At 66.8% G+C, this 23,557-nt stretch carries 28 protein-coding genes and 2 tRNA genes; 17 read left to right on the forward strand and 13 right to left on the reverse strand.

Annotated features, from left to right (window positions below):
- The first annotated feature begins 35 nt into the window (after window positions 1-35).
- From E0E39_RS14640 to E0E39_RS14665, 6 genes are all read left to right on the forward strand, one after another.
- Window positions 36-359: an ArsR/SmtB family transcription factor gene (locus E0E39_RS14640; protein ID WP_130875416.1), complete on the forward strand. Its 324-nt coding sequence runs from the start codon at window positions 36-38 to the stop codon at window positions 357-359.
- Window positions 352-1,161 (forward strand): SRPBCC domain-containing protein, encoded by an 810-nt coding sequence (locus E0E39_RS16495; RefSeq protein WP_130875417.1) that lies wholly within the window; start codon window positions 352-354, stop codon window positions 1,159-1,161. Before E0E39_RS14640 ends, E0E39_RS16495 begins: the two co-directional genes overlap by 8 nt.
- Window positions 1,158-1,505, forward strand: a complete 348-nt coding sequence (locus E0E39_RS14650; protein ID WP_130875418.1) for a TfoX/Sxy family protein — start codon at window positions 1,158-1,160, stop codon at window positions 1,503-1,505. Before E0E39_RS16495 ends, E0E39_RS14650 begins: the two co-directional genes overlap by 4 nt.
- A gap of 58 nt (window positions 1,506-1,563) precedes the next feature.
- A tRNA-His gene (locus E0E39_RS14655) sits at window positions 1,564-1,638 on the forward strand.
- 28 nt (window positions 1,639-1,666) lie between these two features.
- Window positions 1,667-3,838, forward strand: a complete 2,172-nt coding sequence (locus E0E39_RS14660) for a transcriptional regulator (RefSeq protein ID WP_130875419.1) — start codon at window positions 1,667-1,669, stop codon at window positions 3,836-3,838.
- A gap of 120 nt (window positions 3,839-3,958) precedes the next feature.
- A tRNA-Ala gene (locus E0E39_RS14665) sits at window positions 3,959-4,031 on the forward strand.
- 88 nt (window positions 4,032-4,119) lie between these two features.
- Here the strand turns inward: E0E39_RS14665 and E0E39_RS14670 are convergent.
- The 3 genes from E0E39_RS14670 to E0E39_RS14680 form a co-directional block, all read right to left on the reverse strand.
- The gene (locus E0E39_RS14670; protein ID WP_130875420.1) at window positions 4,120-4,392 is read right to left on the reverse strand and encodes a hypothetical protein; all 273 of its coding nucleotides are present in this window, start codon (window positions 4,390-4,392) and stop codon (window positions 4,120-4,122) included.
- A 41-nt stretch (window positions 4,393-4,433) separates the two neighbouring features.
- Window positions 4,434-5,147 carry a hypothetical protein gene (locus tag E0E39_RS14675; protein WP_130875421.1) on the reverse strand — a complete coding sequence of 238 codons (714 nt, stop codon included), beginning with the start codon at window positions 5,145-5,147 and terminating at the stop codon, window positions 4,434-4,436.
- A 263-nt stretch (window positions 5,148-5,410) separates the two neighbouring features.
- A complete protein-coding gene (locus E0E39_RS14680; protein WP_245988364.1) occupies window positions 5,411-5,974 on the reverse strand; it encodes a hypothetical protein in 564 nt (187 codons plus the stop codon).
- Between the two features lie 462 nt (window positions 5,975-6,436).
- Between E0E39_RS14680 and E0E39_RS14685 the strand changes: the two genes are divergently transcribed.
- Together E0E39_RS14685 and E0E39_RS14690 are read left to right on the forward strand one after the other, a co-directional pair.
- Window positions 6,437-7,660, forward strand: coding sequence for a dicarboxylate/amino acid:cation symporter (locus tag E0E39_RS14685; protein ID WP_130875423.1), 1,224 nt, complete (start codon window positions 6,437-6,439; stop codon window positions 7,658-7,660).
- A 67-nt stretch (window positions 7,661-7,727) separates the two neighbouring features.
- Window positions 7,728-8,138, forward strand: coding sequence for a cupin domain-containing protein (locus tag E0E39_RS14690; RefSeq protein ID WP_130875424.1), 411 nt, complete (start codon window positions 7,728-7,730; stop codon window positions 8,136-8,138).
- 95 nt (window positions 8,139-8,233) lie between these two features.
- Here the strand turns inward: E0E39_RS14690 and E0E39_RS16660 are convergent, their stop codons facing one another.
- The 9 genes from E0E39_RS16660 to E0E39_RS14735 form a co-directional block, all read right to left on the reverse strand.
- A complete protein-coding gene (locus E0E39_RS16660; RefSeq protein ID WP_342770218.1) occupies window positions 8,234-8,476 on the reverse strand; it encodes a DUF817 family protein in 243 nt (80 codons plus the stop codon).
- A 40-nt stretch (window positions 8,477-8,516) separates the two neighbouring features.
- A complete protein-coding gene (locus E0E39_RS14700) occupies window positions 8,517-8,762 on the reverse strand; it encodes a hypothetical protein (RefSeq protein WP_130875425.1) in 246 nt (81 codons plus the stop codon).
- Window positions 8,763-8,824: 62 nt separating this feature from the next.
- Window positions 8,825-9,175, reverse strand: a complete 351-nt coding sequence (locus E0E39_RS16195; RefSeq protein ID WP_207302518.1) for a hypothetical protein — start codon at window positions 9,173-9,175, stop codon at window positions 8,825-8,827.
- 72 nt (window positions 9,176-9,247) lie between these two features.
- On the reverse strand, window positions 9,248-9,832 hold the full coding sequence (locus E0E39_RS14710) for a hypothetical protein (RefSeq protein ID WP_130875427.1): 585 nt from the start codon (window positions 9,830-9,832) through the stop codon (window positions 9,248-9,250).
- 1 nt (window position 9,833) lies between these two features.
- Window positions 9,834-10,175 (reverse strand): PadR family transcriptional regulator, encoded by a 342-nt coding sequence (locus E0E39_RS14715; RefSeq protein WP_130875428.1) that lies wholly within the window; start codon window positions 10,173-10,175, stop codon window positions 9,834-9,836.
- Window positions 10,176-10,269: 94 nt separating this feature from the next.
- Window positions 10,270-12,006, reverse strand: a complete 1,737-nt coding sequence (locus E0E39_RS14720) for a glycoside hydrolase family 3 N-terminal domain-containing protein (RefSeq protein ID WP_130875429.1) — start codon at window positions 12,004-12,006, stop codon at window positions 10,270-10,272.
- Between the two features lie 172 nt (window positions 12,007-12,178).
- The gene (locus tag E0E39_RS14725; protein ID WP_245988368.1) at window positions 12,179-13,039 is read right to left on the reverse strand and encodes a DUF817 domain-containing protein; all 861 of its coding nucleotides are present in this window, start codon (window positions 13,037-13,039) and stop codon (window positions 12,179-12,181) included.
- Between the two features lie 262 nt (window positions 13,040-13,301).
- Window positions 13,302-14,417: a lipocalin-like domain-containing protein gene (locus E0E39_RS14730; protein ID WP_130875431.1), complete on the reverse strand. Its 1,116-nt coding sequence runs from the start codon at window positions 14,415-14,417 to the stop codon at window positions 13,302-13,304.
- Window positions 14,418-14,447: 30 nt separating this feature from the next.
- Window positions 14,448-15,245 (reverse strand): hypothetical protein, encoded by a 798-nt coding sequence (locus E0E39_RS14735; RefSeq protein WP_130875432.1) that lies wholly within the window; start codon window positions 15,243-15,245, stop codon window positions 14,448-14,450.
- Between the two features lie 94 nt (window positions 15,246-15,339).
- On the opposite strand from E0E39_RS14735, the gene E0E39_RS14740 reads away from it, so the two are divergent.
- From E0E39_RS14740 to E0E39_RS14750, 3 genes are all read left to right on the forward strand, one after another.
- Window positions 15,340-15,972 (forward strand): TetR/AcrR family transcriptional regulator, encoded by a 633-nt coding sequence (locus tag E0E39_RS14740; protein WP_130875433.1) that lies wholly within the window; start codon window positions 15,340-15,342, stop codon window positions 15,970-15,972.
- Window positions 15,969-17,177, forward strand: coding sequence for an ATP-grasp domain-containing protein (locus tag E0E39_RS14745; protein ID WP_130875434.1), 1,209 nt, complete (start codon window positions 15,969-15,971; stop codon window positions 17,175-17,177). Before E0E39_RS14740 ends, E0E39_RS14745 begins: the two co-directional genes overlap by 4 nt.
- 213 nt (window positions 17,178-17,390) lie before the next feature.
- Complete coding sequence (locus E0E39_RS14750) at window positions 17,391-18,059, forward strand: PIN domain-containing protein (protein WP_130875435.1); 669 nt, start codon at window positions 17,391-17,393, stop codon at window positions 18,057-18,059.
- 46 nt (window positions 18,060-18,105) lie between these two features.
- Here E0E39_RS14750 and E0E39_RS14755 read toward each other — a convergent pair whose 3' ends face one another.
- On the reverse strand, window positions 18,106-18,855 hold the full coding sequence (locus E0E39_RS14755; RefSeq protein WP_207302519.1) for a helical backbone metal receptor: 750 nt from the start codon (window positions 18,853-18,855) through the stop codon (window positions 18,106-18,108).
- A gap of 384 nt (window positions 18,856-19,239) precedes the next feature.
- On the opposite strand from E0E39_RS14755, the gene E0E39_RS14760 reads away from it, so the two are divergent.
- The 6 genes from E0E39_RS14760 to E0E39_RS14785 all read left to right on the forward strand — a co-directional run bounded on the left by E0E39_RS14760 (window position 19,240) and on the right by E0E39_RS14785 (window position 23,412).
- Entirely contained in the window at window positions 19,240-19,614 is a 375-nt protein-coding gene (locus tag E0E39_RS14760) for a hypothetical protein (protein WP_130875437.1), read from the forward strand.
- A 78-nt stretch (window positions 19,615-19,692) separates the two neighbouring features.
- On the forward strand, window positions 19,693-20,412 hold the full coding sequence (locus E0E39_RS14765; RefSeq protein WP_130875438.1) for a hypothetical protein: 720 nt from the start codon (window positions 19,693-19,695) through the stop codon (window positions 20,410-20,412).
- Window positions 20,409-21,059, forward strand: a complete 651-nt coding sequence (locus E0E39_RS14770) for a hypothetical protein (protein WP_130875439.1) — start codon at window positions 20,409-20,411, stop codon at window positions 21,057-21,059. Before E0E39_RS14765 ends, E0E39_RS14770 begins: the two co-directional genes overlap by 4 nt.
- Window positions 21,056-22,300, forward strand: coding sequence for a YcaO-like family protein (locus tag E0E39_RS14775; protein ID WP_130875440.1), 1,245 nt, complete (start codon window positions 21,056-21,058; stop codon window positions 22,298-22,300). Before E0E39_RS14770 ends, E0E39_RS14775 begins: the two co-directional genes overlap by 4 nt.
- Window positions 22,300-23,022, forward strand: a complete 723-nt coding sequence (locus tag E0E39_RS14780) for a SagB/ThcOx family dehydrogenase (RefSeq protein ID WP_130875441.1) — start codon at window positions 22,300-22,302, stop codon at window positions 23,020-23,022. The genes E0E39_RS14775 and E0E39_RS14780 overlap by 1 nt, the downstream gene beginning before the upstream one ends.
- A gap of 180 nt (window positions 23,023-23,202) precedes the next feature.
- Complete coding sequence (locus E0E39_RS14785) at window positions 23,203-23,412, forward strand: DeoR/GlpR family DNA-binding transcription regulator (RefSeq protein ID WP_130875442.1); 210 nt, start codon at window positions 23,203-23,205, stop codon at window positions 23,410-23,412.
- Window positions 23,413-23,557 lie beyond the last annotated feature (145 nt).

The following is a 23,557-nucleotide window of genomic DNA, read 5'->3' on the forward strand; positions in this document are numbered from 1 at the left end:
TGAGTACAAAAATTTGCTTGTGTATGGTGGTCTCCATGACCGCCGAACCCGCGACCATCGATCTCGCCTTGAGAGCTCTCGCCGACGGGAATCGTCGCGCCATCCTGCGTGCCATCCGCTCGGAACCCCTTCAGGTCGGATCGGTTGCGGAGAAGGTCGGACTGTCCCAACAGGCGGCCTCCCACCACTTGGGGGTGTTGCGTCGCGCCGGCCTGGCAACCAGCACTCGGAACGCGACCCGGCATCTCTACGTCCTGAACACTGACGGCCTGGCGGCGGTGCGTTCATATCTCGATGGTTTCTGGCCCACCAAGCTGGCGGCCCTGAAAGCAGCTGCGGAAGAGGCCCACCATGGCTGAATTCACCGACTCGGTGGACATCGACGCTCCCCCGCACATCGTTTTCGGCTTCCTCACCACGGAAGCAGGCCTGACCTCCTGGATGGGCCAGTACGCCCATCTGGAACCGCACCCCGGCGGGGAATTCTCGGTAAGTATCGCTGGTCATCCGGTTCGTGGTCAGTACCTGCACGTCGAACCGTATTCGCGAGTGATCGTCTCCTGGGGTTTCGCAGGGAGCGACGTGCTACCGCCGGGAGCCTCCACCGTCGAATTCCGGCTGATCGAGATCAACGGCGGAACCCGCGTGGAAATCACCCACTCGGACCTGCCCGACAGCGAGGTTCCCGGTCACACCAAGGGCTGGAACCATTTCCTGCCCCGCCTGCACCAGACATCCCGGGGCACGCCACCGGGTCCCGATTTCTGGAGCCCCGGTGATCATCCACCCGATCGAGGAGCATCATCCATGACCGAACCACTCGACATCGTCAACCGCTATCACCGCGCTTGGACCAGCGGGGACATCGAATCCGCAATGAAACTGGTCGCGGACGACATCACGTGCCGGGCTCCCGGCGTCGATCTCACGGGCAAGGCCCAGTACCGCGAGTTCATCGCGGGATTCGCCCCGAACCTCACCGGCCTGGTCGACATCGCCAGTTTCTCCGACGGAAACCGCGTCGCCCTGTTCTACTACCCACAGACGGCCATCACCGACATCGCCCCCGCCGCGGAATGCTTCACCGTCGAGGACGGCCTGATCACGGGCAGTGTTCTCGTCTTCGACAGGCTCTCCTTCGCCTCGCCGAGCGCACCATGACCGACCCCAAAGCAGCGCAGACCGAGCTCGTCGCCCGGCTCCACGGGATCCTGGACGACGAACCCACCACCCGCGTGGTCCCGATGTTCGGGTCGCGTGCCTTCATGGTGCGCGACAAGATGGTGTGCTGCGCCCTCAAGGGCGGGCACCTGCTGGCCCACGCCGACCCCGCCGAGGATGCGAAGCTTGCCGGGGAACCCGGCGCCTCGCCCGCCGAGATGGGCCCGGGGCGCGAGATGGGTCCCGGCTGGATCCAGGTGTCGGCGGATGCGATCGCCGACGACGACCGCCTGCGTTTCTGGGTCGATGCGTGCATGGCGTTCAACCGCGCCCAGACCTTGTGAGCGACGCAACCGGACCGCTCTCGACGCCCGCCGCTCGGGTCTTCTACACTCGTTGCCACGGCGTGTAGCTCAGTAGTAGAGCACCGGGCTATGGACCCGGAAGGCGCAGGGGCAGCACCTGCCACGCCGGCCAGGTTCGTGTCGCCGCCCGGAGGGACATCGTGAGTCAGTACGCCCACCACCAGCTCCTGCAGGCGATGCACACCGCCGCCGACCACCCCGACCCGGCCGTCCGGGAGGCCGCCCTGGAGCGGGTGAAACGATGGCAGCAGGTGATCGCCGGTGTGATGGACGGCACCCTGAGGATCGGCAGCCGCATGCCGCTCGTCGGGTTTCCCACCTGGGTGACCCCCAGGGTGGTGCGGGGCGGGTTCGCCACCGGCAAAGCAGCCGCCGCCATCCCGCCGGCCGAGGACGAGAGGCTCCGCGCCCAACAGCTGGGCATCAAGGTCACCCGCCGGGCGATCTTCGAATCGTGGCTGACCCCGGAGGGCCTGGCCGAGCTGGAGGTCCTGCTGGAAACCGGCGCCTACAACGTCGGTTTCCCGGAACACGCCGTCCTCCTGAGCGTCGCGGCCCTGCTGAGGCACGGCGCCCATGACTCCGCCCGGGCGCTGCTCGACGAGGTCTCGCCGCTGGCCGGGTCGCTGCGGTTCTCGCCGTATCCGGGAACGCCGTCGCCCCTGCGCCCGGACCAGGTGTCGCGGTGGACGGCCCGGCAGGTCGCGGGATCCCTAGAACGCGCCCGCGTCAATCCGCGGGTCGCGGCGGAGCGCGAGGCCCTGACCGTCTGGTTGCCGCTGACCGACCGGGTGGTCGCGTTCTGGGCGGGCATCGTCGAGGCGCCCGCCTTCGACGAGGGCCGTATCGACGAGGCCCGTGCGCTGATCGCCGACTACGACCGGGCGGCACAGCAGCACACCCGTTGCCGCAAGTACCGCCGGCCGGGCGAGAACCTGCCGATCCTGATCGACGCGCTGCGGCAGGTGATCGACGGGCGGCCGGGGGCCTGGCCGCCCGGGCGGGTGAGGCACGTCCTGGCGCGGATCGAGGCGAAACGCGGCCTGCCCGGCAGCCGACGATCCGACGACCTGCGCGCCCGGCAGTCGGTTGCGGCCTCCCGGCCCCTGCACGCCGAGGTGGCGGTGGTCGTCGCGGACCGGGTGGCGCAGCTGCGCGGGGACGTCGGCCTGACCGATTTTCCCGCCGCCTCCGCGCCGATCTCCGACGACGAGGCCACCGACGTGGTGCCCGCCGGCACCCCGCTGCCGGCGTCGGTGCTGCGCACCCTGCGGCTGGGGCTCGTGGCGGATCTGGAGGAGTTGATCGCGCTCGGGGTGGTGCCGTCGGCGGAGGTGCTGGCGTCGCTGATCCCGCAGCTCACCGCCGGGCAGGTGGCCTCGTCGGCGGATGATCCGCTGGTCGGCGCGCTGCTCGCCGCCACCTATCGGGCGTTCCGGCGGCGCCGGAGTCTGCTGCTGCTCGACCTGGAATCCCAGGTGCGGTTCAAGGAGCTGCCGTGGGTGGCGGCCCTCCAGGTGCTCACGGCCGGTGGCCCTCTCGACGATCCCCTGGTGCTGGCGCGGCGGCTCGGGTCGGTGGTGCTGGACGCGTTCCCGGGCACGATCCTGCCGAACGGGTTCATCCGGGAGTACGGCACCCTCCTCGACATGGCGCAGGTGCGGCTGCCGCTCACCGAGGAGCTGGCCGCCGACATCTTCATGGGCCGGTTCGCGCCGAAGTTCCAGCGGGCCGCGCAGGTGGCGGCGGGGCTGCTGCGCGGGTCGCTGTACGAGCGCTACTACGGCATCGACTACGCAGCCGTGCTGAGCCTGCCGGAACCGGACGGGCACGGGAGCGTCGGTGGGTTCGACCGCATGGTCGCGGGGGAGGTTCCCGTGGGCTGGAACATCGCGGCGAACGGCCAGGTCATCGAACGCCAGCAGATCATCACCACCCACAACCTGGCGGTTCTGGTGAAGCTCGGCGTGCAACTCGGCCGGAGCTGGGCCGAGCTGGCGCACCGCGCCGCGAGGAGGTCGTTCCAGCTGCTGGAGCGCGCAAGGAACAGCCCCTGGCCGCTGTCGACCATCAAGAACGCCGCCTACGCCTGGCGACAGGCGGTGTTCTTCCTGTCCGTCTGTGGCGACGACACCGCCGCCGAGGCCCTCCGGAGCCTCCCCGGAGCAACCACCTGGCCCGCCACCCGGATTCTCGACGACCTCGCCCGCTGCCACCGGGGCGAACCCGTGACCCCGTTCACCGGCTGGGCCCAGGGCCCGCACTGGGCGCTGTCGACGGTCCCGGAAACCGACACTCCCCAAGCCGGTTGAGCCAAGCCCTCCCTCAAGCTGGTTGAACCGGGCCGCGACGAAGGAGCAGCCGTGTCGAAACCACCGCCACCACCCGAACTTCCCCTGAGGCCCCGTCCTCGGGTATGCTTGCCCGGTCCCGGGGCATTAACTCAATTGGTAGAGTGCCACCTTTGCAAGGTGGAAGTTAGGGGTTCGAGTCCCCTATGCTCCACGAAAAACGGTCGATAGCGAAGAACCCCAGCAGAAGAAACCAAGGTGAGACTGGGGCCGACCCTTGGTAGTCGACCCCAGCCCCAACATCAGGCTTGGAATGACAGCCACGCAACAATTCCCGCAGCCGTGACAACGGATTGAATTCCAATCCAGATCAGGACCACCACCAGCCCCCAGCGCCGGTGCGGTACGTTACGTCGCGTCTGCAAAACCAACACCAATGCCACCAGAGAGAGACCCAGGGAAATGGGCAGCGCCGGGATCAGGGTGACAACACTCACGGCGAAAAGGATCCACACCCAGGTGAGAGAGGACAGTCCTCGAACACCCTGCTCCGCGACCTTGTGTTGTTGCACCATTGTCCCTCCTCGTGATGATCTGCCTGATTTTTGTCCATGAGTCACGCGTTGACAAGCCACCCGCTGTAAAAGCCTCTGGCATCGACTTCCAGATGCTGAATCTTGTCGAGACGAACACCGAATCCTTTGAAGAAAATGTTACCATGCCACGTCGTCTCGCAGACCCCGTGAGAGTTCTGCGTCCAGTGGCTGGTGTCTTCACTCAGGGCAACCGCGAGATTGAAGTTGACGCTGGACGCAGTGCAGGACTTGGTGGCGACAACCGAGCCACCCTGCACCTGATAGATAAAACTCTGCGAAAGCTTGGTGATGGTGATTCCGAAAATCTCCTGTTTGACCGAATACGAGGAACGACGATCGCTGGTTGCATCCTCTTTTTCGCCAGTCGATTCGTTCTCCACACCGTTGTCGACCGTGATCTTCGACAACGCTCCGGCCTGTTCGGGATTTGAGCCGGTGAGCGCTTCTTGCAGCTCTTTCCCTGCGGTACCGTCTGAAACGACCTGCTCGATCTGCCCCTGCTGCTCAGGTGTGAGTGCATGGAACTTCTCCAAGTTGGCGGATGCCTCCGCATCGGCCACAGCCACTCGCTTGAGATTCTCCTCAAACGCCTTTGGCCCGGCCTCAGCCGCGGAAGTCTTTGTCGGGTCAGGATTGTCGGCGACAGCAGGAATGCTCCCAAAGCACGCCACAGCAAGCGTCAGCAACGCCGCACAGAAAGCACTCCAGATCTTGTGTTTTGTTGACATGAACATGTCACCTCCTTGCAGTGACCCATTAACCGTATGTCGATGGGTATGCGTCACCACGCTAATCATCAACAAGGAAGGAGGTAGATAACTTTTGGCCAAGATCGCCACCACCTTTCATCCACTGCGCGCTACGAAGCCGGCGTTGAAGCCCGGAAACCGGGACCGACAAGAACATGACGGGTTGGTCACTAACCGACCTGCGCTTTGTCGGCCATATGGCGGACAAGGCGCAGGGATCTCCGTCGTCACGCTTCACAACCCACCCCTCAGCAACCCCCTTCGATTCCCCGAGACCCACCCGCGTCGCGTTCCGCCAGTGCGGCGATGGTGAACAGCTGTTTGCGCATCATCAGCAGGTCGCCCCAGGCCAGCAGATACCTCAGGGGCCGTCCCAGCACCCGACCGATGGGGGGCATCCACATCGCCGCGACCAGCCGGCTGCGAGACCCGGCGATCGTTTCGACGCGGTAGTGGAGGGTGATCGCGCCGAAGATCCGGGTCGGACGACCGGCCTTCATCCGCAGCGTCAGCGACTCGCTGTCGGTGAAGTCCACCAGCTCGAAGATCGTCATGAACGACTGGCCCACCGCGAGATCGGTCAGCGATGGATCGGCCCGTCGCGGACTGCGTCGTCCGAAATTGTCCAGCCAGTCGTAGGAGTACGGAGCGCGACGCATCTGGCACAGCCACAGGAAACCGATCTCCCGCGGTGCTTCCATGGCGACGGCGCGAATCGCGAGCCGCGAGCCGGGTGCGACCTCCGGAGTTGGCAACCCCGCCGGTTCCACGGGCACGCCCCACACCCACGGCAGCCCGTCGCCACGCCCCATCACACCCGCCTTTCGAGTTACTGAAGGGAAGCTCAAATATTACAGACTCCGTCCCGGGGCGACGGCAGAACCGGAACTCAGGTCCTGGCAGAAACGGAGTTCCCGACCCGGCAGTTCCGGAACTCGGTCAGGATTAACGACCTGAAATTCCTTGCCAGACGCAGATTCTTCCCAACCGTCATCAAACACCAAGGGGGGCTCCCGCTGTGCTCCTCGAAGCGCCGAAGCCATCGGAGGCGCACAAGCTCCCAACCCTAACCGCTCTCCTCCGCAGGGAGGTTCTCGTTCTCGAAACCGAACGCTGCGGAAGCTCCGCGCCGCGCTGGGCACCGGACGGAGCTCCACCTACGAGGACCGCGACCCCGGCACGTTCGGCAAGAAAACTAGCCATTCCCAGGGGCCGGTCCGATGCCGGACACGGACAGCTTCCCCGGTCGGACCGGCTTCCACTACGGTTCAGGAATGAGCACAGAGAAGAGCACCGGGTTCAGGTTCGGGGTCCTGCCCCGGATCGTGGTTGCCATCGCGCTGGGGATCCTCCTGGGGTCGGTCCTACCCACCTGGGCCACCCGGATCTTCGTCACCTTCAACGACATCTTCGGCCAGTTCCTGAGCTTCTCCATCCCGCTGATCATCGTCGGGTTGATCACCCCGGCCATCGGGGAGCTGGGTCGCGGCGCGGGCAAGTGGCTGGCGCTGACCGCCGGTCTGGCCTACGCCTCCACCCTCTTCGCCGGGCTGATGGGGCTCGGCGCGTCCCTGCTGGTGCTGCCCCAGGTGCTGCCCGCCGAGACGGGCGCCCTCAGCAACCCGGAGGACGCCCTGCTCAAGCCCTACTTCTCCATTGAGATACCGCCGCTGTTCGGGGTCATGACCGCGCTCATCCTGGCCTTCGTCATCGGCGTCGCACTCACCGCCATCGACGGCAGGGCGCTGCGCAGCGGATTCGAGGAGTTCCGCGACGTCGTCAATCTCGTGATCTCGAAGATCATCATCCCGCTGCTGCCGATCTACATCTTCGGCATCTTCCTCAACATGACCCAGGGCGGTCAGGTGCTGACCGTCATCGCCACCTTCCTGGGTGTGGTGGTGTTCGTGTTCATCCTCACCTGGATCATGCTGCTGCTCCAGTACCTCGTCGCCGGGGCCGTCACCGGACGCAACCCGTTCCGGATGCTGGGCACCATGCTGCCCGCCTACCTCACCGCGCTGGGCACCTCCTCGTCGGCGGCGACGATCCCCGTCACGCTGCGCCAGTCGATCAAGTCGGGGACCTCGGAGCCGGTTGCGTCGTTCGCGATCCCACTGTGCGCCACCATCCACCTGGCCGGGTCGACCATCAAGATCACCTGCTTCTCCCTGGCCGTGATGATGCTCTCCGGCATCCCCATCGACCCGGTGCTGATGATCGGGTTCATCTGCATGCTCGGCGTCATGATGGTGGCCGCCCCGGGGGTTCCCGGCGGCGCGATCGTCACCGCGGCGGGCCTGTTGCAGTCGATGCTCGGGTTCAACGAGGCGCAGGTCGGCCTGATGATCGCCACCTACATCGCCATCGACTCCTTCGGCACCGCCACCAACGTCACCGGCGACGGGGCCATCGCCGCCATCGTCGACCGCATCATCTCCCGTCGTCACCGGCTGCAGATCACCCAGGATCCCGACCCCGAACCCTCCGCCTCGTGATGGGCACCGCTTCCCCTTTTGGAATGCAGCGGTAGCGTGTGAATCATCCACATCGAGGAGGATTCAGATGAGCGACGCAGCATTTGACAGCATCTTCCCTCGCGGGGAGAAGAACACGGCGTTCGGGAAGTACTTCACGGGCCAGAGCTACCTGAACATGCTCAACACCGAAGGGGTGGCGGTGGCCAACGTCACCTTCGAGCCGGGCTGCCGCAACAACTGGCACATTCACCACGCGTCGAGGGGTGGCGGGCAGATCCTTCTGTGCACGGCGGGGAGCGGCTGGTTCCAGGCCGAGGGCGAGGCCCCCGTCAGCCTGGAACCGGGCTCGGTCGTGACCATCCCAGCGAATCGCAAGCACTGGCACGGCGCCAAGAAGGACTCGTGGTTCAGCCACATCGCCATTGAGGTGCCGGGCGAGGACACCCGCAACGAGTGGTGCGAGCCCGTTTCCGACGAGTACTACGACAGCCTCTGACCGGCGGTTGGCGCAATCCCGGGATTTTCACGGTTTTGCAGCACTCAACTCCGTTTTGACCGCCAAATCGGGGTTTGACGGCTTTGAGTGCTGCATTACCGGGTGGTTTCGTCCGGGCGCAGCCGGTCGCGGATGACCCGCGGTGCGCCATCACCGTAGAACACCCCCTCCTTGGCCTTGACCACCGCGACCAGCACAAAACTGAGGGTGATCAGCAGAGCCCAGCTCCCAAACTTGCCGACATGCACGAGACGCCATCCGCCGAGCTGGTCAGGATAGCTCCAAGCCCCCAGAAGAGTGGCGGCGTTCTCCGCCAGCCACAGGAAAGCACCGATCAGGACGTAGCCCTGCCCACCTCGATGCCCGGCCGGTTCCGGCTCACCGTGGACGCAACCTGTCCGACGCCAACCCCGGTAGGCGCTGGAAGGCGATGACGGCCCCGAGCGCCGGTGCCACCAGAAAGAGCAACGACCAGGCGAGTATCCAGGCGATCGCCGCGTATGCCAGCCCCACCGCGATGCCGCTCAACACCCGCCGGCACCCGGGAAGCCGCAACCGGGTGATGAGCATCCACGCGACCGCCGCACCTCCGAGCACCCCGGAGATCTGGAGAGCATGCACCATGCCATCTCCCGGCCCGGGAGGAACCACCTGGAACGCGACGGCGACCACGGCACTGGAGACACTCAGGAGGACGGCCGGCCCCCAGACGTGCACTGGACCACGGGGCCACGAGGCTCACGCGACACCACCAACAGCGCACTGGCGGCCGCGCAGGACCACACGGTCAGGCAGAGAATCTGGACTCCCCGCACCATGAGCTCGCCGCCCCCGGCAACATCCCTCACCCCGGCCACGAAACATCCGGCACCCACCACGCCCAGAATGGCGGACACGGCCCCGAGGAACCTCGCCAGGCGCGCCCCGGAAGGAGGCACGCTGTCCGCCGGTGTGCGCCGCGTCCGTGTCTCCCGGCCCGCCAGCACCATCGCGCCGGCGGCCAACACCGTCACGTAGGGGGACAACTGCGTGGGCATTCCCATGACGAGAGGGGTGATGAGAGCCCCGGCACCGATTCCGATGAGGAGACGAACAGGCCGGGACAGCCTCTAGAGACACGACAGCCCATCGGTGATGATGCTCACCGCAGCCACACGAAACGGCACCGCGCACAGCAGCAACGGAAGGAAGAGCTGCCCGGCCAGGGGAATGGGCTGGTCGGCGTCGGCCGCATCGAACCGGATGCTCCAGGACACCCACGCCAGGCTTCCGGCCAGGGCCGCCAGCGCCCCGGCGACGGTCGCCAGCAGAGCATGGGGATCAGGCAGGATTCCACGTTCCCGGGCCACTGCTGCGAGCGAGATGACGAGCAGGACGGGAGCAGTCGTCATGATCAACTGCACTGCCGGATCCGGGACCCAGGCCCTCAGCTCCCGCGGGGCGGCGAAGATCCAGAGCAGACCGCCGGAGTTCAGGACGACTGCCACGATCGCGGAACGCCACGCCAGAGCGGCATCCAACCGCGTCCCGACCCCGTGGGTGAACGCCGACCAGCGCTCCCCCCACGAGGGAACGGTGCGACCACGCCGCTCGGCATCGTCGAGCATCACCCCCAGCAGCGCATCGCCGTTGCGTTCCCGCCACGGCCTCGGATACCACCGCAGCAGCTTCCGGTACTTCTGTTCGTCGGCCATGTCACGCGCCCGTCAGACGCGGAGCCGGTCCCCACGCGGGACCCAGACCGACGCGGGCTGCTCGCACGGACCGCTCCAGCACGGCGGTTTCGGCGGCCAGCAGACGCTTCCCGTCCTCGGTGATGCGGTAGTAACGCCGCACCCGGCCGTCGACGACCTCCTCCCCGTCCTGCTGGATCGATCCGTCGCGTTCGAGCCGTTCGAGGGCGGCGTAGAGAGTGGTCGGTTTGAGAGCGACGAGGCCCTCGGAGGCCAGGTCGGCCTCCCGCATGATCTGGTACCCGTGGCGGCGGCCGCCCGCGAGCACCACGAGAATCCAGAACACCGGTTGCGACATGGACATGCGGGCATGTTACTCCATCAACGGGCATATTCCGCAATCCGGATGGTTGGGCCGCGACCCGCCCGCACGGACAAGGGTCAGCGGCCCTCGGTGGTCACCAGCTGAGGCCGGTGCCGACCGGGATGGAACCACCGTCCGGGGCCGGGATCGCGACCGGCAGCTTGCCCTGCGGCTTCTGCCCGCCGGTGATGATCGTGGCCAGCGGGGCCGCCATCAGCGACTGGTCGGAGTAGGTGCACAGCGCCGCGGCGGAGCCGTAGCGGCCCACATCGTAGGGGTTTCCGACCGCCACCGCGATCACCCTGAGACCCGCGTCGTGGAGGGCGTTCACGAGATCGGCCTGTTCCGTGTTCTCGGCGACGTTGTAGGTCAGCGCGACGACGGCGTCCACCGACCCGGCGGCCTGCTGCACCTGGGCGGCCTGGTCGGCGGTGGGGTGGTCGTCGATGGTCACGACCGACACGTTCGCCCCGGTCTTTCCGAGGGCCTCGCCGAACTCCTTGACGAAACCGGCACGGGAGCCGACGACGAGCACCTTCGATCCACTCGCGGACAGCGGCAGCGCGTTGTCGTTGCGCACCAGGGTGATGGCCCGGGTCGCCACCCTGTCGACCGCCTGGCGGGTACCTTCACCACCGATGTTGCGGAGGTCCTCCTCCTCGCGCGGACCCTGGGAGTACTTCATCCGCAGCACCCGCTTGGCCTTGCGGTCGATGTCCTGTTCCGTGAGCCTGCCGGAACCCACCGCCGCGACGACGGCAGCGTGCGCGGCGCGCGGATCGGCCGACATCAGGAGCTGGTCGGCACCCGCTTCGAGGGCCATGACGGCAAGCTCGGCGTCGCCGTAGCGCTGCCGCAGGGAGGGTTCGGTGAGCGCGTCGGTGATGACGATGCCGCCGTAGCGGAACTCCTTGCGCAGGATCCCGGTGATGATGGGGGCACTGAGGGAGGCCGGGAGACCCGACGGGTCGAGGGCGGGAGCGACGATGTGTCCGACGAGCACCGTGTTCACATAGCTGGTGTTGGTGAGCTGCTTGAACGGCACGGCATCGATCCGGTCCCAGTCCTCACGTGAGTGGTTGAGCACCGGCAGGCCGTCAGGCCCCTGGGTGACGTCTCCGCCCCCAGGGAATCTCTGAATGCCCGACAGGATGGGGCCACCCAGCTGCGCGCCGTCGACGAAGTTGCGCACCCGCCGGGTGACGATGTCGGGATCGGAGCCGTGGGAGCGCACTCCCCGAACCGGATTGCTGGGATTGGACTCCACGTCGGCGACGATTCCCAGGTAGGAGTTGATTCCCAGGACTCCGGCTTCCTTGGGTTGGTAATCGTTGATACCCCACCCGATGGCGACGCTCCCCTGGACGGCCCCGAAGGCCATCTCGTTGGGGAACTCCGTGATCGGGATGCCCTGGGCTCGCAGCTCGTTGCCGGAGCGCGTGGTCACCACCTGCAGCGCGGGTCGACCGCCCTGCATGGCCGCGTTCTGCAACGCATTCGTGAAATCTTGGACCTTCTTCGCCGACCCCCCGAAGTCGCCCGTCTCAGAGGTGATGACGACGCCTCCAAGACGTAGCTGCTGCACCACATCGACGGGTCGAGCTACCCCATAGAGGGCTTCGTTGCGCGAGTCCGCCTCGGTGGCGCTCGTGCCATGGATGTGCTGGACGAATAGCTGGCTCACCTTGTCCTCGAGTGACATCGTCGCCAGCAGCTTCGTTGCGAATTCCGCATCAGGACTTTCCTCGGCCCTGGTGGGCAGGCTGACTGCGGCTGCGGCGAGCGCTCCGGCCCCTGCGCCGAGCAGTACACGACGGGAAACGGTGGACATATCCACTCCTTTTGGTTGCGAACCCCGATCTCCGGGGCTCTGGATGTTGCGCCTCCCCCGAGGCCTGGCCTCCAGTCGTCACGCTGCCACAGTTCGGAGATAATTGAAAGAGCAACCATCGGGGTGTCTCAGGAAACGGACAATTCGATGCCTCTGGATCTCCCGGTCCGCCTCACCGGATGGTTTCGTCCGGACGCAACCGGTCGCGGGTGACTCGCGGCGCGCCGGCGCCGTAGAGCACCCCTTCCTTGGCCTTGACCGCCGCGACGAGCACGAAGCTGAGGGTGATCAGCAGCGCCCAGCTCCCGAACTTACCGACGTGCACGAGATGCCATCCGCCGAGCTGGTCGGGATAGCTCCAGGCACCCAGGAGGGTGGCGACGTTCTCCGCCAGCCACAGGAAACCGCCGATCAGGATGAAGGCCTGCACGGTCGGCATCCAGTAGCGGTCGCCGCCGACGGTGAAGTGGACGGTGGAGCCCCACAACGCCACGAGGAAGGCGACGGCGATCAGCCAGCGCAGGTCGGCGATGACGTGGTGGGTGAAGAAATTGAGGTAGGCGGCCACCGCCAGCAGGCTCACCGACACCCAGCGAAACCCGCCGACGTGCAGGTCGAAACGACGGAATGCCTGGCAGATGTAGGACCCCACCGAGGCGTACATGAACCCGGAGAACACCGGCACCCCCGCGATTCGCACCATCCCGGCGTCGGGGTAGCTCCACGACCCGACGTGCACCTTGAACACCTCGAGGGCCAGGCCGATCAGGTGGAAGGCGCAGATGACGCAGAGCTCGCGCCAGGTCTCCAGCCTCAGGACCACGAACGCCACCTGCACGACGACCACGTAGACCAGCAGCGCGTCGTACCGGGCGATGGGCATCGCGACGCGACCCCAGATCACGGAGGTGACGGCCAAACCGAGGAAGATCGCGATCGGGAAGGCGCAGCAGGCCAGCTCGATGAGCGCGAACTGGACCATCCGGACGGGCAACAACCGCAACCGGGTCAGGGGGCGACGTTCAGCAGGCACTCCGGGATTGTGCCCGACGAACGGTGCGAGCATGTTCGCGGGCTTTCCCGGGGAGGGTTTCGGCCGTCCTCGTCGAGCGCGTGAACCAGCCCACGCCGCCGGTGAGGCGCCGGCGCTTCGCAGCCGCGTCTCACACCCCGGAGTTTGCCGCGTGAGCCCCGTGAGGGCCTCGTCACGCAGGGTGGTTGCGATGTTCAGCCTCGGTGCGATGTCTCACGGATCGCCTGATACCGGTTGATCCCGTCACCGTGCTCGGCCCGCCTCAGATTCCGGCGCGAGGATCGGGTCTTCCGACGTGGTTGAACTCATAGATCATGTCTCCCGACTCCGAGGTGACGCCGCTTCCATCGTCGATCCGGAGGGTCGCGGTGGCGTAATAGCGCATGTAGGTGGGTTGGATACCCATCTGATCGTAGCGGGCCTTCATGCCCTCACCGGACATGCCGTAGCGGTCACCCCGGTCGGCGTCGCCGTAGGTGTCGCGAAACTCGATCAGCTCGACCCACTCGATGTCGAGGGTGGCCGTCACGTCCCCGTCGTGGAAGACGTAGTGGGCTCGTCTCGGGTAGTCCTTGCCGGTCGCCTCGTCGTGGTAGGTCTCGACGACACGCTCCACCGGTTGGCGGTTGTCGAGGACGAGCTTCCCCGCGGCGTCCATGACACCGAGGATCGGGATGTTGGTGAAACCGAACCTCTCCGAGGTGGTGAAGTCATAAATGACGGCGGTGAAACGTTCACCGTAGAACCGCCCCCACAACCAGTGGTGCCAGGCCACGAAGGGATGGATGTTCATCCACTGGTGGTCGTGGTAGCCGCTTCCCACGATCTCCCAGGTCCTTCCGCCCGCGGTGGCGGTGCCGGTCACCCGGTTCCTGGGGATCGAGAAGTCGGTGTAGTAGTACTCGTCGCCGGAGCCGAGCGCCACGTGTGCGGTGCCCCCGGGGCGGAACGGTTCGACCAGCGCCTCGTAGCGCAGGTCGACCCCGACCCCGTTCACCGGGGCGACCACCACGCGGTATTCCCTCAGGTCGCCGGTCGCGGAGTGCCGGCCGTAACGCACGTGGCAGCGATCGCCGGCCATCTCCGCGTCCGCGGGGTCGACCTCGATGAAGTCGACGAACTCCCGGCCGTCGGGGGTGGTCACGTTGACGTTGAGGTTCGGGCTGCCGACCTCCCTACCCATGTCGCCGGGCATCTTGGGGCGGAATCCGACGACGATCTTGGTGCCGTCCTCGGCGGTCGCGTCGAAGTACCAGACCTCGTTGTGCATCGGTTCGTCGGTGTCGCGGCGCCCGTCCTCCCAGGCCCGGACGACACCTGCCTCCAGGCCGAGGTGTTCGAGGTCCTCGGGGCGGTCCATGAGTCGCGCCGTGGTCATGTTCATCTCCGCCGTCGTCTCGTTCGGGTTTCAGGCGTTCTGCTTCGCGGCGTGGGCGGTCTTGACGGAGTTCAGGATCTCCAGGGCGAAATGGATTTTGTGTCCGTCGGCGACGGCCCTGGGGGCCTTCCGGGGGCAGAAGAAGATCGACTTCACCCGGAATCCGTCCTCGCGGGGCCGGAACTGGTGGAAAGCGCCGACGTGGATGTCGGTGTCGTCGCTCAGGAGCAGGGCGGATCCGTAGATGCGCACGGGGTAGTCGGGGTCGGGCCCGAAGGGCATAGCCTCCGGGATCGCGTCCGGATCCGAGCTGCCCACGCCGTGGAAGGCCGTGGGTTCGCCGAACATCCCGAAGGTCTCCATGCCGCGCTGCCCCGTGGTGATGTCACCGACGACGAAGAAGTGCTCCGGATTTGCGGCGAGCGCCGCCCGCAGGTCAGCGACCCCACCGAGGACCGCCACGACCTCGGCAATCCCAACGCCGGTCACGTCGATCTCGATCCCGGCGGTGTGGACGTCTCCGGTCACGTAGCCCTCGTTGTACTGCTTCCAGCGTCGATCGGAGTCGGCAAGCACGTCGGCGAACAGCTCCGTGACGCCGTCCTCGCCCAGCGACTCGCGGATGTCGAGGGAGATCTGCGCGGCGCGTTCGGGTTCCAGCCAGTTGATGTCGGTGTGGGACAGGACCCTCCCGCCGTCGCGCACGTCGGCGCCGAGACGTTTGAGTTCGTGGAGGACGTGGAGGGTGCGCTCGTACTCGCAGTGGGCGAGTTGTTCATCGGTGTACGCCACCCCGTCGATGATGACCGTGTAGCTGAGATCTGACATGACGTCTCCTTCCTGGACGAGCCCCGTCGGGTGCTCCACGACCAGTAAATCAACACTTGTAGAATTATTCAAGGGGCGGCGGTACCCTGTCGCTATGAGCAGCGACGAAGAAACCGCGACCCGCAGGCCCCGAGGACGCCCCCGCCAGCCGACCGGCGCCCGTGAGGCGATCCTCGATGCGGCCCTCGGCCAGTTCTCCGAGCGCGGTTTCAAGGGAGCCTCCATCAGGGCGATCGCGGGCGCGGCGGGCGTCGACGCGGCCCTGGTCGGCCACTACTTCGGCACCAAGCAGCAATTGTTCGCCGCCACCATCACCACCCGGCTCAGGCTTCCCGAACACATCTACCCAGCCCTGGACGGCGACCCTGGGGATGCGGGCAGGCGTTTCACCCGCGCCTACCTGGACCTGTGGGAGGATGCGCGGCTACGCCCCATGCTGAGCGCCATCGTGCGCTCGGCCGTGACCGAGTCCGGGGAGTTCACCGGCATGCTCGCCGATGTCCAGGCCTCACTGCTGCGCGACGACCGCATCACCGACCACGGCTACTCCCCGGAGGGCGTCCAGTTGGCGGCCGCCCAGCTGCTCGGGGTCGCGATCGGCCGCTACGTGGTGGGGCTTCCCCCGGTCGCGACCATGGACCTCACCACCCTCGTCGACGCCCTCGCCCCCGCCATCCAGCACCACGTCACGGGGGGCACGGGCGCCACGGGGGCCGGGCCGGAATGAGGTCGGTCGCAGGACGCCGGGTGCTGCTCTCCGAGGCCTCCAGCCTCACGGCCCGGGAGTTCGTGACGGTGCTCGGGCGCGACGGCGCGGTCGTCGATGCGATGTCCAGTGTCCGGACCCCCATCGCACGGTTCAGCAGGTACTGCCGCGCCATTCGTCGTGTCCCGCCCCCGTCGCAGGATCCGCTGGGCTATCTGGCGGCGACGGACCGGCTGATGACCTCCGGGGAATACGACGCCCTCCTCCCGACCCACGAGCAGGCCTGGCTCTTCTCCGCCGGCCGGCACCTGATGCGACACCGGGTGGAGGTCGCCGACATCGCCGCATTCGACCGGGTGGAGTCGAAGATCGAGTTCGCACGCCTCCTCGACGACCTCCGGCTGCCGCAGCCCGCGTGGCGACTGGTCGAGATCGAGGACGATCTCTCGGGACTGGGTTTCCCCGTCTGGTTCAAGGCTGAGTTCTCGACCGCCGGTCGCGGGGTCGTCCGCGTCTCCTCCCGGGACGGGGCGGCCGCGGCTCTCACGTCGCTCACCCCACGGGGTCGGGTCATGGCGCAGGCCCCGGCGCCCGGCCGGTACGCCCAGGTACAGGGCCTGTTCCGCCGCGGCCGGCTGATGGCGGCAGCGTCCAGCGAGCTGCTGGCGACCGGCGTCGGGGGAAGCGCGGCCGCGAGGGTGAGCGTCCATCATCCCGAGGCGGTGACGGCCCTCGAACGCCTGGGCGGTTTCCTGTCGTGGCACGGCGGCCTCGGCCTCGACTACTTCCACGAGGACGGCAGGCCGTGTTTCATCGAGTGCAACCCCCGCATCTCCGAGCCCGCGAACGCAGCGGCGGCCGGCGTCGATCTCCCCGCCCTCATGACCGGCCTGGCCGACGCCGCCCCACCGTACGAGGAGCCCGTGGTGGCGCGAGAAGGTGTGCGGACCCGCTCGACGCTTGCCATCGGCCTCGGAGCCGCCGAGACCACCGGGACCCGCCGAGGAGTGGTGAAGGCCGTTGCCCGCGCCCTGCTCGGGCGCGCTCCCCTGGCACCGGCCCGGGAGGTCCTGACCCCGATCCTGGAGGACCCGCCCGCCCTCGTCCCGTTCGTCGCCGCACTTGCCCCGGTCCTGGCGCGCCCGGCGGCGGTGCGACGGATGGCCGCGAGAACCGTGGCCGACTACTCCATCACCCCGGAGGCGGTCGCAGAGGTGCGGCGATAGCATTTCCGCGCAGCCCGACGCAGGTCACGCGGTCCGCCCGGGCCTGGATCTGTTCGTCCGTGACGGGCGCACCCGACCCACCCATGACAACATCGCTTTGGGAAAGAAATCTGCGCGAAACCATTGCGCACGAGCCACAGACGTGGAAGACTGAGGCCATAGCTCCCCACCGTCCTCCGGGACTGGTGGGGTTTTTGTCTACAGGAGGCAACGGTGTCTGATCTTCGGGCTGCGTTTGTCATCGACTACCAGAACGTGCACCTCACCGGAGTGGGACTGTTCGAGCCGCACCAGCCGCCGCATGAGCATCTCGTGCATCCACTGCACTACGCCAACCGGATTGTCGGTTGCCGGAACCAACGCCAACGACCCGGTTTTCCCCACGCTGTCGTAACCAAGGTGCTGGTGTACCGCGGGCTTCCATCCGCGGACATCGACCCTCGATCCTACGGACGCAACTTGGCCCAGAAGGCCGAATGGGAGCTCGATCCAAGGGTGAGGGTAACCCACCGACCACTGCGATATCAGTACCAACGCGATGGGCACGGACGGAAAGCAACCGACCAGCAGGGACGCTGGTTGACCATCGGAAAACCCCGGGAGAAGGGCATAGACGTCCTCGTGGCCCTCGCCGTCATACGAGAAGCTCGGGATCCTGACATCGATCTGGTAATCCTGTGCTCGCAGGACACCGACCTCGAACCCTCACTCGACGAAGCCTTGACACTTGCTTCGGCAAAAATCGAGACCGCATCATGGTTTGACCCGAAATCACCACAATCCAGCCATGAGATTCGCCCCGCAGGCGGCGTAAGGATCTGGAACACAAGACTGGGTGCGATGGACTTCGCCGCATGTCGCGACAGCAAGGCCTACCCATAAGTTCCTTCAACCCGGCTTGGCCAGCTCACGGAGCGAGCAGGCCGACTCAACAGACTTCAGGAATGGCGGCCTCCAGGTCGGCGCGCGACTCGACCATGGCGGGGCCGTACCAGAACAGCGACCTGCCCTTCACGTGCAGCGCCCTCACCCCACCCAGCGCCTCCGGTCCGTCGGTGGTGGTGAAGGGGTAGGGCTCGTCGGGGAGCATGACGAAATCGGGGTTGCCACCGAGGGTGTCGTTGATTCTGAGATGCGGATACCGCATGTCATCGACAATGTTGACCAGCCCCAGACGGCGCAGCAGGTCGTCGGGGTAGGTGCCGCCTCCCACCCAGATCCAGGGGTCCCGCCACACCGGGAGGGCCACCCTTCCCGACAGCCGCGGCGGGCGGTCCCACACCTCGCGGGCGTCCTCCAGCCACCCGACCCGCCGGATCCCGAATCCCTCCCGGAACAACCGGGTCAGGCTGCCCAGGGCGTCGTCGATGTCGTCGATGCGGGTCACCCACACCGGGATTCCGGCGGCCCGTAGGCGTTCGACGTCGATCCGGCGGTTCTCCTCCTGGTTGGCCACCACCAGGTCGGGGCGCAGCGCGGCGATGGCGGCGCGGTCGGGGTTCTTGGTGCCCCGCACCCGCGCGACGTCCAGGTCGGCGGGGTGGGTGCACCAGTTCGTGGCGCCGACGAGCACACCGGGCGCGGTGACGGCGATCGCCTCCGTCAGCGACGGCACCAGAGAGACCACCCGCCCGGGTGGGCGGTCCAGCGCGATCTCCATCCCGAGGTCATCTAGCACGCCCCCCATCCTCCACCTTTCTCCGCATGCGGGAAAGCCGATCGATCCGACCCGATCAACATGAGCCATCACCAGATGCTTGCGTCGAGTGAACACGCCACCTAGACTGCCGCCAAGTCTGAAGAAGATTTTTTTCCGCGGGAAACAACTCGAACACAAACAGACCCGAAGGAAAGAACTTTTCCATGAAATGCGTCATTGGCTGGTCTTTCGGCTCAGGTGTCCTCGGGGTCGTTGATGGAACAGTCGCCAATTGGCTGAAAAGAGGAAAGTACATGCAGGTCGCCTCTTGGTTGCTCCGAACGGTTCCGCGCGTAGCATTCCGCGGTGTCGCAGGTATAGTCGGCGGGCTAGTCTCGGGCGTGGCGGCCTGCAGCATCACCAATGGGTAGGCATCCGACCCGGCTCGGCGTCCTCATCAAGGTGACAGCCGCGAAAGCCATTGTCATCGCACTCGCAGTGCTGCTGGTGTTGGCTCTCGGATGGATTCCCCCGTGGAGAGGAATTCTGATTTTCGCTGCACTTCTGCTGGTCACGACGGGCGTGAATCTCTACCAGCTCAACACCGCCTCCGACAGATCCGCCTCGGCGTCATACACCCTGACGGTGTACGCACTGACCGGCGTGGCCGTGCTGGCACCCATGATCGGGCATCCGCTGTTCTGGAGCGCGACCGGAGTGGTCGTCGTCGCCGCCGTTTCCGAAGCCGTCTTTCGGCGATGGGTCCCTGAGTCGGAGCCGGGGCCCCGGGACGAGTGACCGCGGAAAGTTCGATCACCGCATGCGGATTCGGCTCTCGACCCCGACCCATTTCAGCGAGCGACTATTCTCCGGGACATGTACCGGCTGTCCCCGTCGTGGCGGATCGTGGAACGCAATGACGGTTTCGAGATCTACGGCGGCGACGACGCCCGTTTCCAGCTCGACCCAAGCCCTCTCGTTTCACGGTTGGCGGCCGGCGATGCGGTGACCCGCGACGGCCTCGACCCCGCGGGAGCGGTCGAGTTCGAGCAGCTGCTGTCGGCGGGGATGATCCGTCCCGAGATCGCGGAGGAGCGGCGCGGATCGGTGGCGGTCATCGGCGATCCTCTCCCCGTCGATGCGGTGCTGCCAGGCGAGCCCCGGGACGCCGGGACCGCCGACCTGCTGGTGCTGGTTCGTCACACCGCTGCCGCGTCGGACATCGTCCGGCAGGCATCCGAGCTGGAGCGACCGCATCTGTTCGTCGACATGTCCTTTCATCACACCGTCTCCATCGGTCCACTGGTGATCCCGCACGAAACCCCGTGCGTCGCCTGCCTGCAGGGCCGGCTGCGGGAACGCTGGGGCGAACGCCGACCGGTCGCCGACCCCGAGGTGGCCAGGCGATATCCCGATCTCGTCGCGGCGCTGCTCGCATCGGAGGTGCGACGCTGTCTTCAGGGGGATACGTCGCTGGTGGGCTGGACCGTCGCCTGGAACCTCGCCGACCGTTCCGTCCTGCGCGAGAAACTGCTCACCGTCCCTCTCTGCGACTACTGCCGCGGGATCGACCTGCCCGGTAGCATCGCACCATGAAGGCACTGCGAACCCAGTTCGATGGGGCCGGCGCGCCAAGGACGGTGGCCACCCCCACCTGCTGCTGCAGCTGCTGTTGCTGCGCAGCGACGTGCGCCGCCGCGGGCGTCATCGGCGCGGGCGTGGTCATGGTTACACGAAAGACGGGCCGGGTCAATCAACCGGATGTGATGTTCTATTCCCTCCTGACCCTGCTGCTTCCCATGTCCGCTCTACTGATGGCCCTATTCATGAGTACAGTCGGGTTGCCGTCAGGATTGCCGAGCCTGTTTCTGGTCTTGGTTTTACCCGTATTTATGTTGTTCATCGGCTCTTGGTTCATACTCGATTTACTGCAGTCTCGTCAGGCATTCGCGATATCGATCGCCGGAACCACCATTCTCCTGTTCCTGTTCTTTTTCGAACTCATCATGGTGGGCAAACTCGGCCTGATTGACTTCACTCTCCGCCCCGGCAAGAACGGCCTCGACGACATCACCTTCTACTGCGTGAAAGCCGCGGTGGTCGGGACGCTGGCGCCCATCCCGCTGCTGATCCGCTGGCGTCGCGGAGGGCAGAGTTTCGTGGAGAAGGTCGCCGAGGGTCTCTTCGCCCCCTCCGCTTCACCGGAGGAGACCGACGAAGGTTCCCAGCCTCCATCTCCATGACCTTCAGCGCCCATCTGATGCAGCAGGCCGTCGGGCAGCGCCACGGCATGGTGTTGCCGCCGCAGCGCGCTCCCCTGTCGATGGCCGACGCCGACATCGTCCACTACGGGGTGCCGCGGAGGATCGACTCGCCCTGGGAGAGCGCCTCCGGAGGGGTCGCGAGACGGGAGCGCGACGCACGCCTGGCGGCGATCGGGGAGGCCGTCGAACGCACCGCCTCGGGGCTGGTCCGGCTGCCGACGCGACCTCGCCGCGACATCCCGTCCGACGAGCGGATCGACGCCGAGGATTTCGCGTTGTTCACCCCCGATCAGCGCGCCCGGCCCGGTTTCCCGCACGGCCGCATCCACGATCCCGAATGCCCGTACGTCGAGGTCTTCTCCCTCCTCGACAACTCCCCGGTGTGGGTGCCGCAGCCCTTCGTGTCGCTGCAGGACCCGCACCGCACCGGGGTGCCGAACTCCTCCGGACTGGCGGCGGGACCCGACGCGCACGCGGCCCTGCTGCGCGGGGTGCAGGAGCTGATCGAACGCGACGCCCTGATGACGACGTGGCTGCACGGCCTGTCCGGGCACGCCGTCGCCCCTCCCGGCTCCCTGGCCTCGGAGGTCGCGCGGCTGGGCGGCGGGTTCACCGTCCTCGACCTCACCCCCGCCTACAGCCCGTTTCCCGTCGCCGCGGTGATGGGTGGGATACCGAAACGGGGCCTGTGGCGGTATTCGCTCGGGGTGGCCTGCAAACACGACTGGAACTCCGCCGTCGACAAGGCCTATCTGGAATGGAATCAGGGGGTGTTGTTCGCGGGTGTCTACGGGGAACTGGCCGACGTTTCCCGGATCCCGAAGGACACCGATCTGCATTCCTTCGACGAACACGCGATGTATTTACACGCTGTATCCGGAATTGTGGCCGGAGCTGCCGATCCTACGGGGAAAGGACGTCCTGCACGCCCCGTCGCGGCGGACGACCCCCGAGGAGCCGCGAGGTGCGCTGGACGCGGTCCGGGAGGCGGTGCGGAACGCCGGTATCCGCGTGTACTACCGGGAGGTCAGCACCATCGACGCCATCCAGGCGGGGCTGCGGGTGGTGAAGGCGTTGTCGCCGGACATGGCGCTGATTCATTCCCACGACGCCTGGCCGTTCCTGCACAAGGTGGAGGGCATGGTGGAATCGCGCTATCCAGGACGGGGTGCGGAATCCCGGTTCCCCAATCTGAAACCACATCCGCTGGGGTGAGGTGATGGACACACCATTCTTCGACGACTTCTGGCAGGCCTCCGAATTGAATGCCCACAACGTGGGGGAATTCACCCGCATGATGGATTCCTACGACCCGGAGGGCAGGCAGCTGCGCCTGGACCACCCGCTCGCGCCCGACCCGTTGCCCCACACCCGTGGGCGGCCCCTGGAAAGACTCGCGGCGCGGCGCAGGAGCGGGCGGGATTTCTCGTCGCGACTCCTCGGGGCCAGGGACCTGGCGCGGCTGCTCGGTTCCTGCCGGGCGTGGGGCGGCCCGGAGCATCGCGCCTTCCCGTCGGCGGGCGCGTCGTACGCGACGGAGGTGTTCGTGGTCGGCTGGCGGGTGGAGAACCACACCGGCCGGATGCTCTACTACGACCCCGTCGACCACGGCCTGGTCACCCTCCCCGACCCGTCCCCGCCATGGCCCGAGGCGCAGTCGCGGATCAACGCCCCCATCGCCGGGGAGCCCGCGTGCCTGGTGGTCGCGACGCTGTTCCCCGACCGCCTGACCGCGAAGTACGGGGAGCGGGGAGGTCGTTTCGCCCTCCTCGAAGCGGGGGCCGTGATGCAGCAGCTCTCCCTGACGGCGGCGGACCTCGGCCTGGCGGGAGTGGTCGTGGGAGGCCTGATCGACGGCTACTGGCTGGCCCGGCTCGGCCTCACCCGGACCGGAGCCGTGGTCGCGTTCGGCTACCTGGTGGGTCACGGGGGTCGCAGGTAGGAGACGACCCGCGGCGAAGGAGCAGCCCGAGTCGAAACCACCCCCATCGAAACCGGTTGAGCCAGCACGTGAGCGAAGCGAACGGCTGAGTCGAAACCATCCCGCGCCCGGTTTCGCGGTTCGGTTCAGTTCGCGAGGCCGAGACGGCCCTCAAGCCATGTGAGAACCCCCTGGGAGTTGTTGCTTCCGGTCGTACCGTCGGATATTTCCTTCACCGCTTCCGGAACCGCCGGCGTCATCCGTCGCATGCGTTTCGACATCGCGGTGATCGGATCCTGCGCGGCCCACCCCGACGCGGGCCTCACCGTCACCGACTGGGGCGACGCGCACGTCAAACGCGCAGCCCTGGAATCCACGAACCGGGTCTGCCTGGCGGGGCCGAGGTCCTGACGGTCGAGCCCCCGCCCGACCAGTGACCCGATGTCAGAGCACCCGCCTCGGGAAGTTCCTCGACACCACCTCGCCGTCCGGCTGCCAGAACTCGACCGTCACCCAGAAGACCTGCCGCTTGGGTCAATTAATTTCGGGATCACTC

It is taken from the genome of [Pseudopropionibacterium] massiliense, from assembly GCF_900607225.1.
Classification (GTDB): Bacteria; Actinomycetota; Actinomycetes; order Propionibacteriales; family Propionibacteriaceae; genus Arachnia; species Arachnia massiliensis.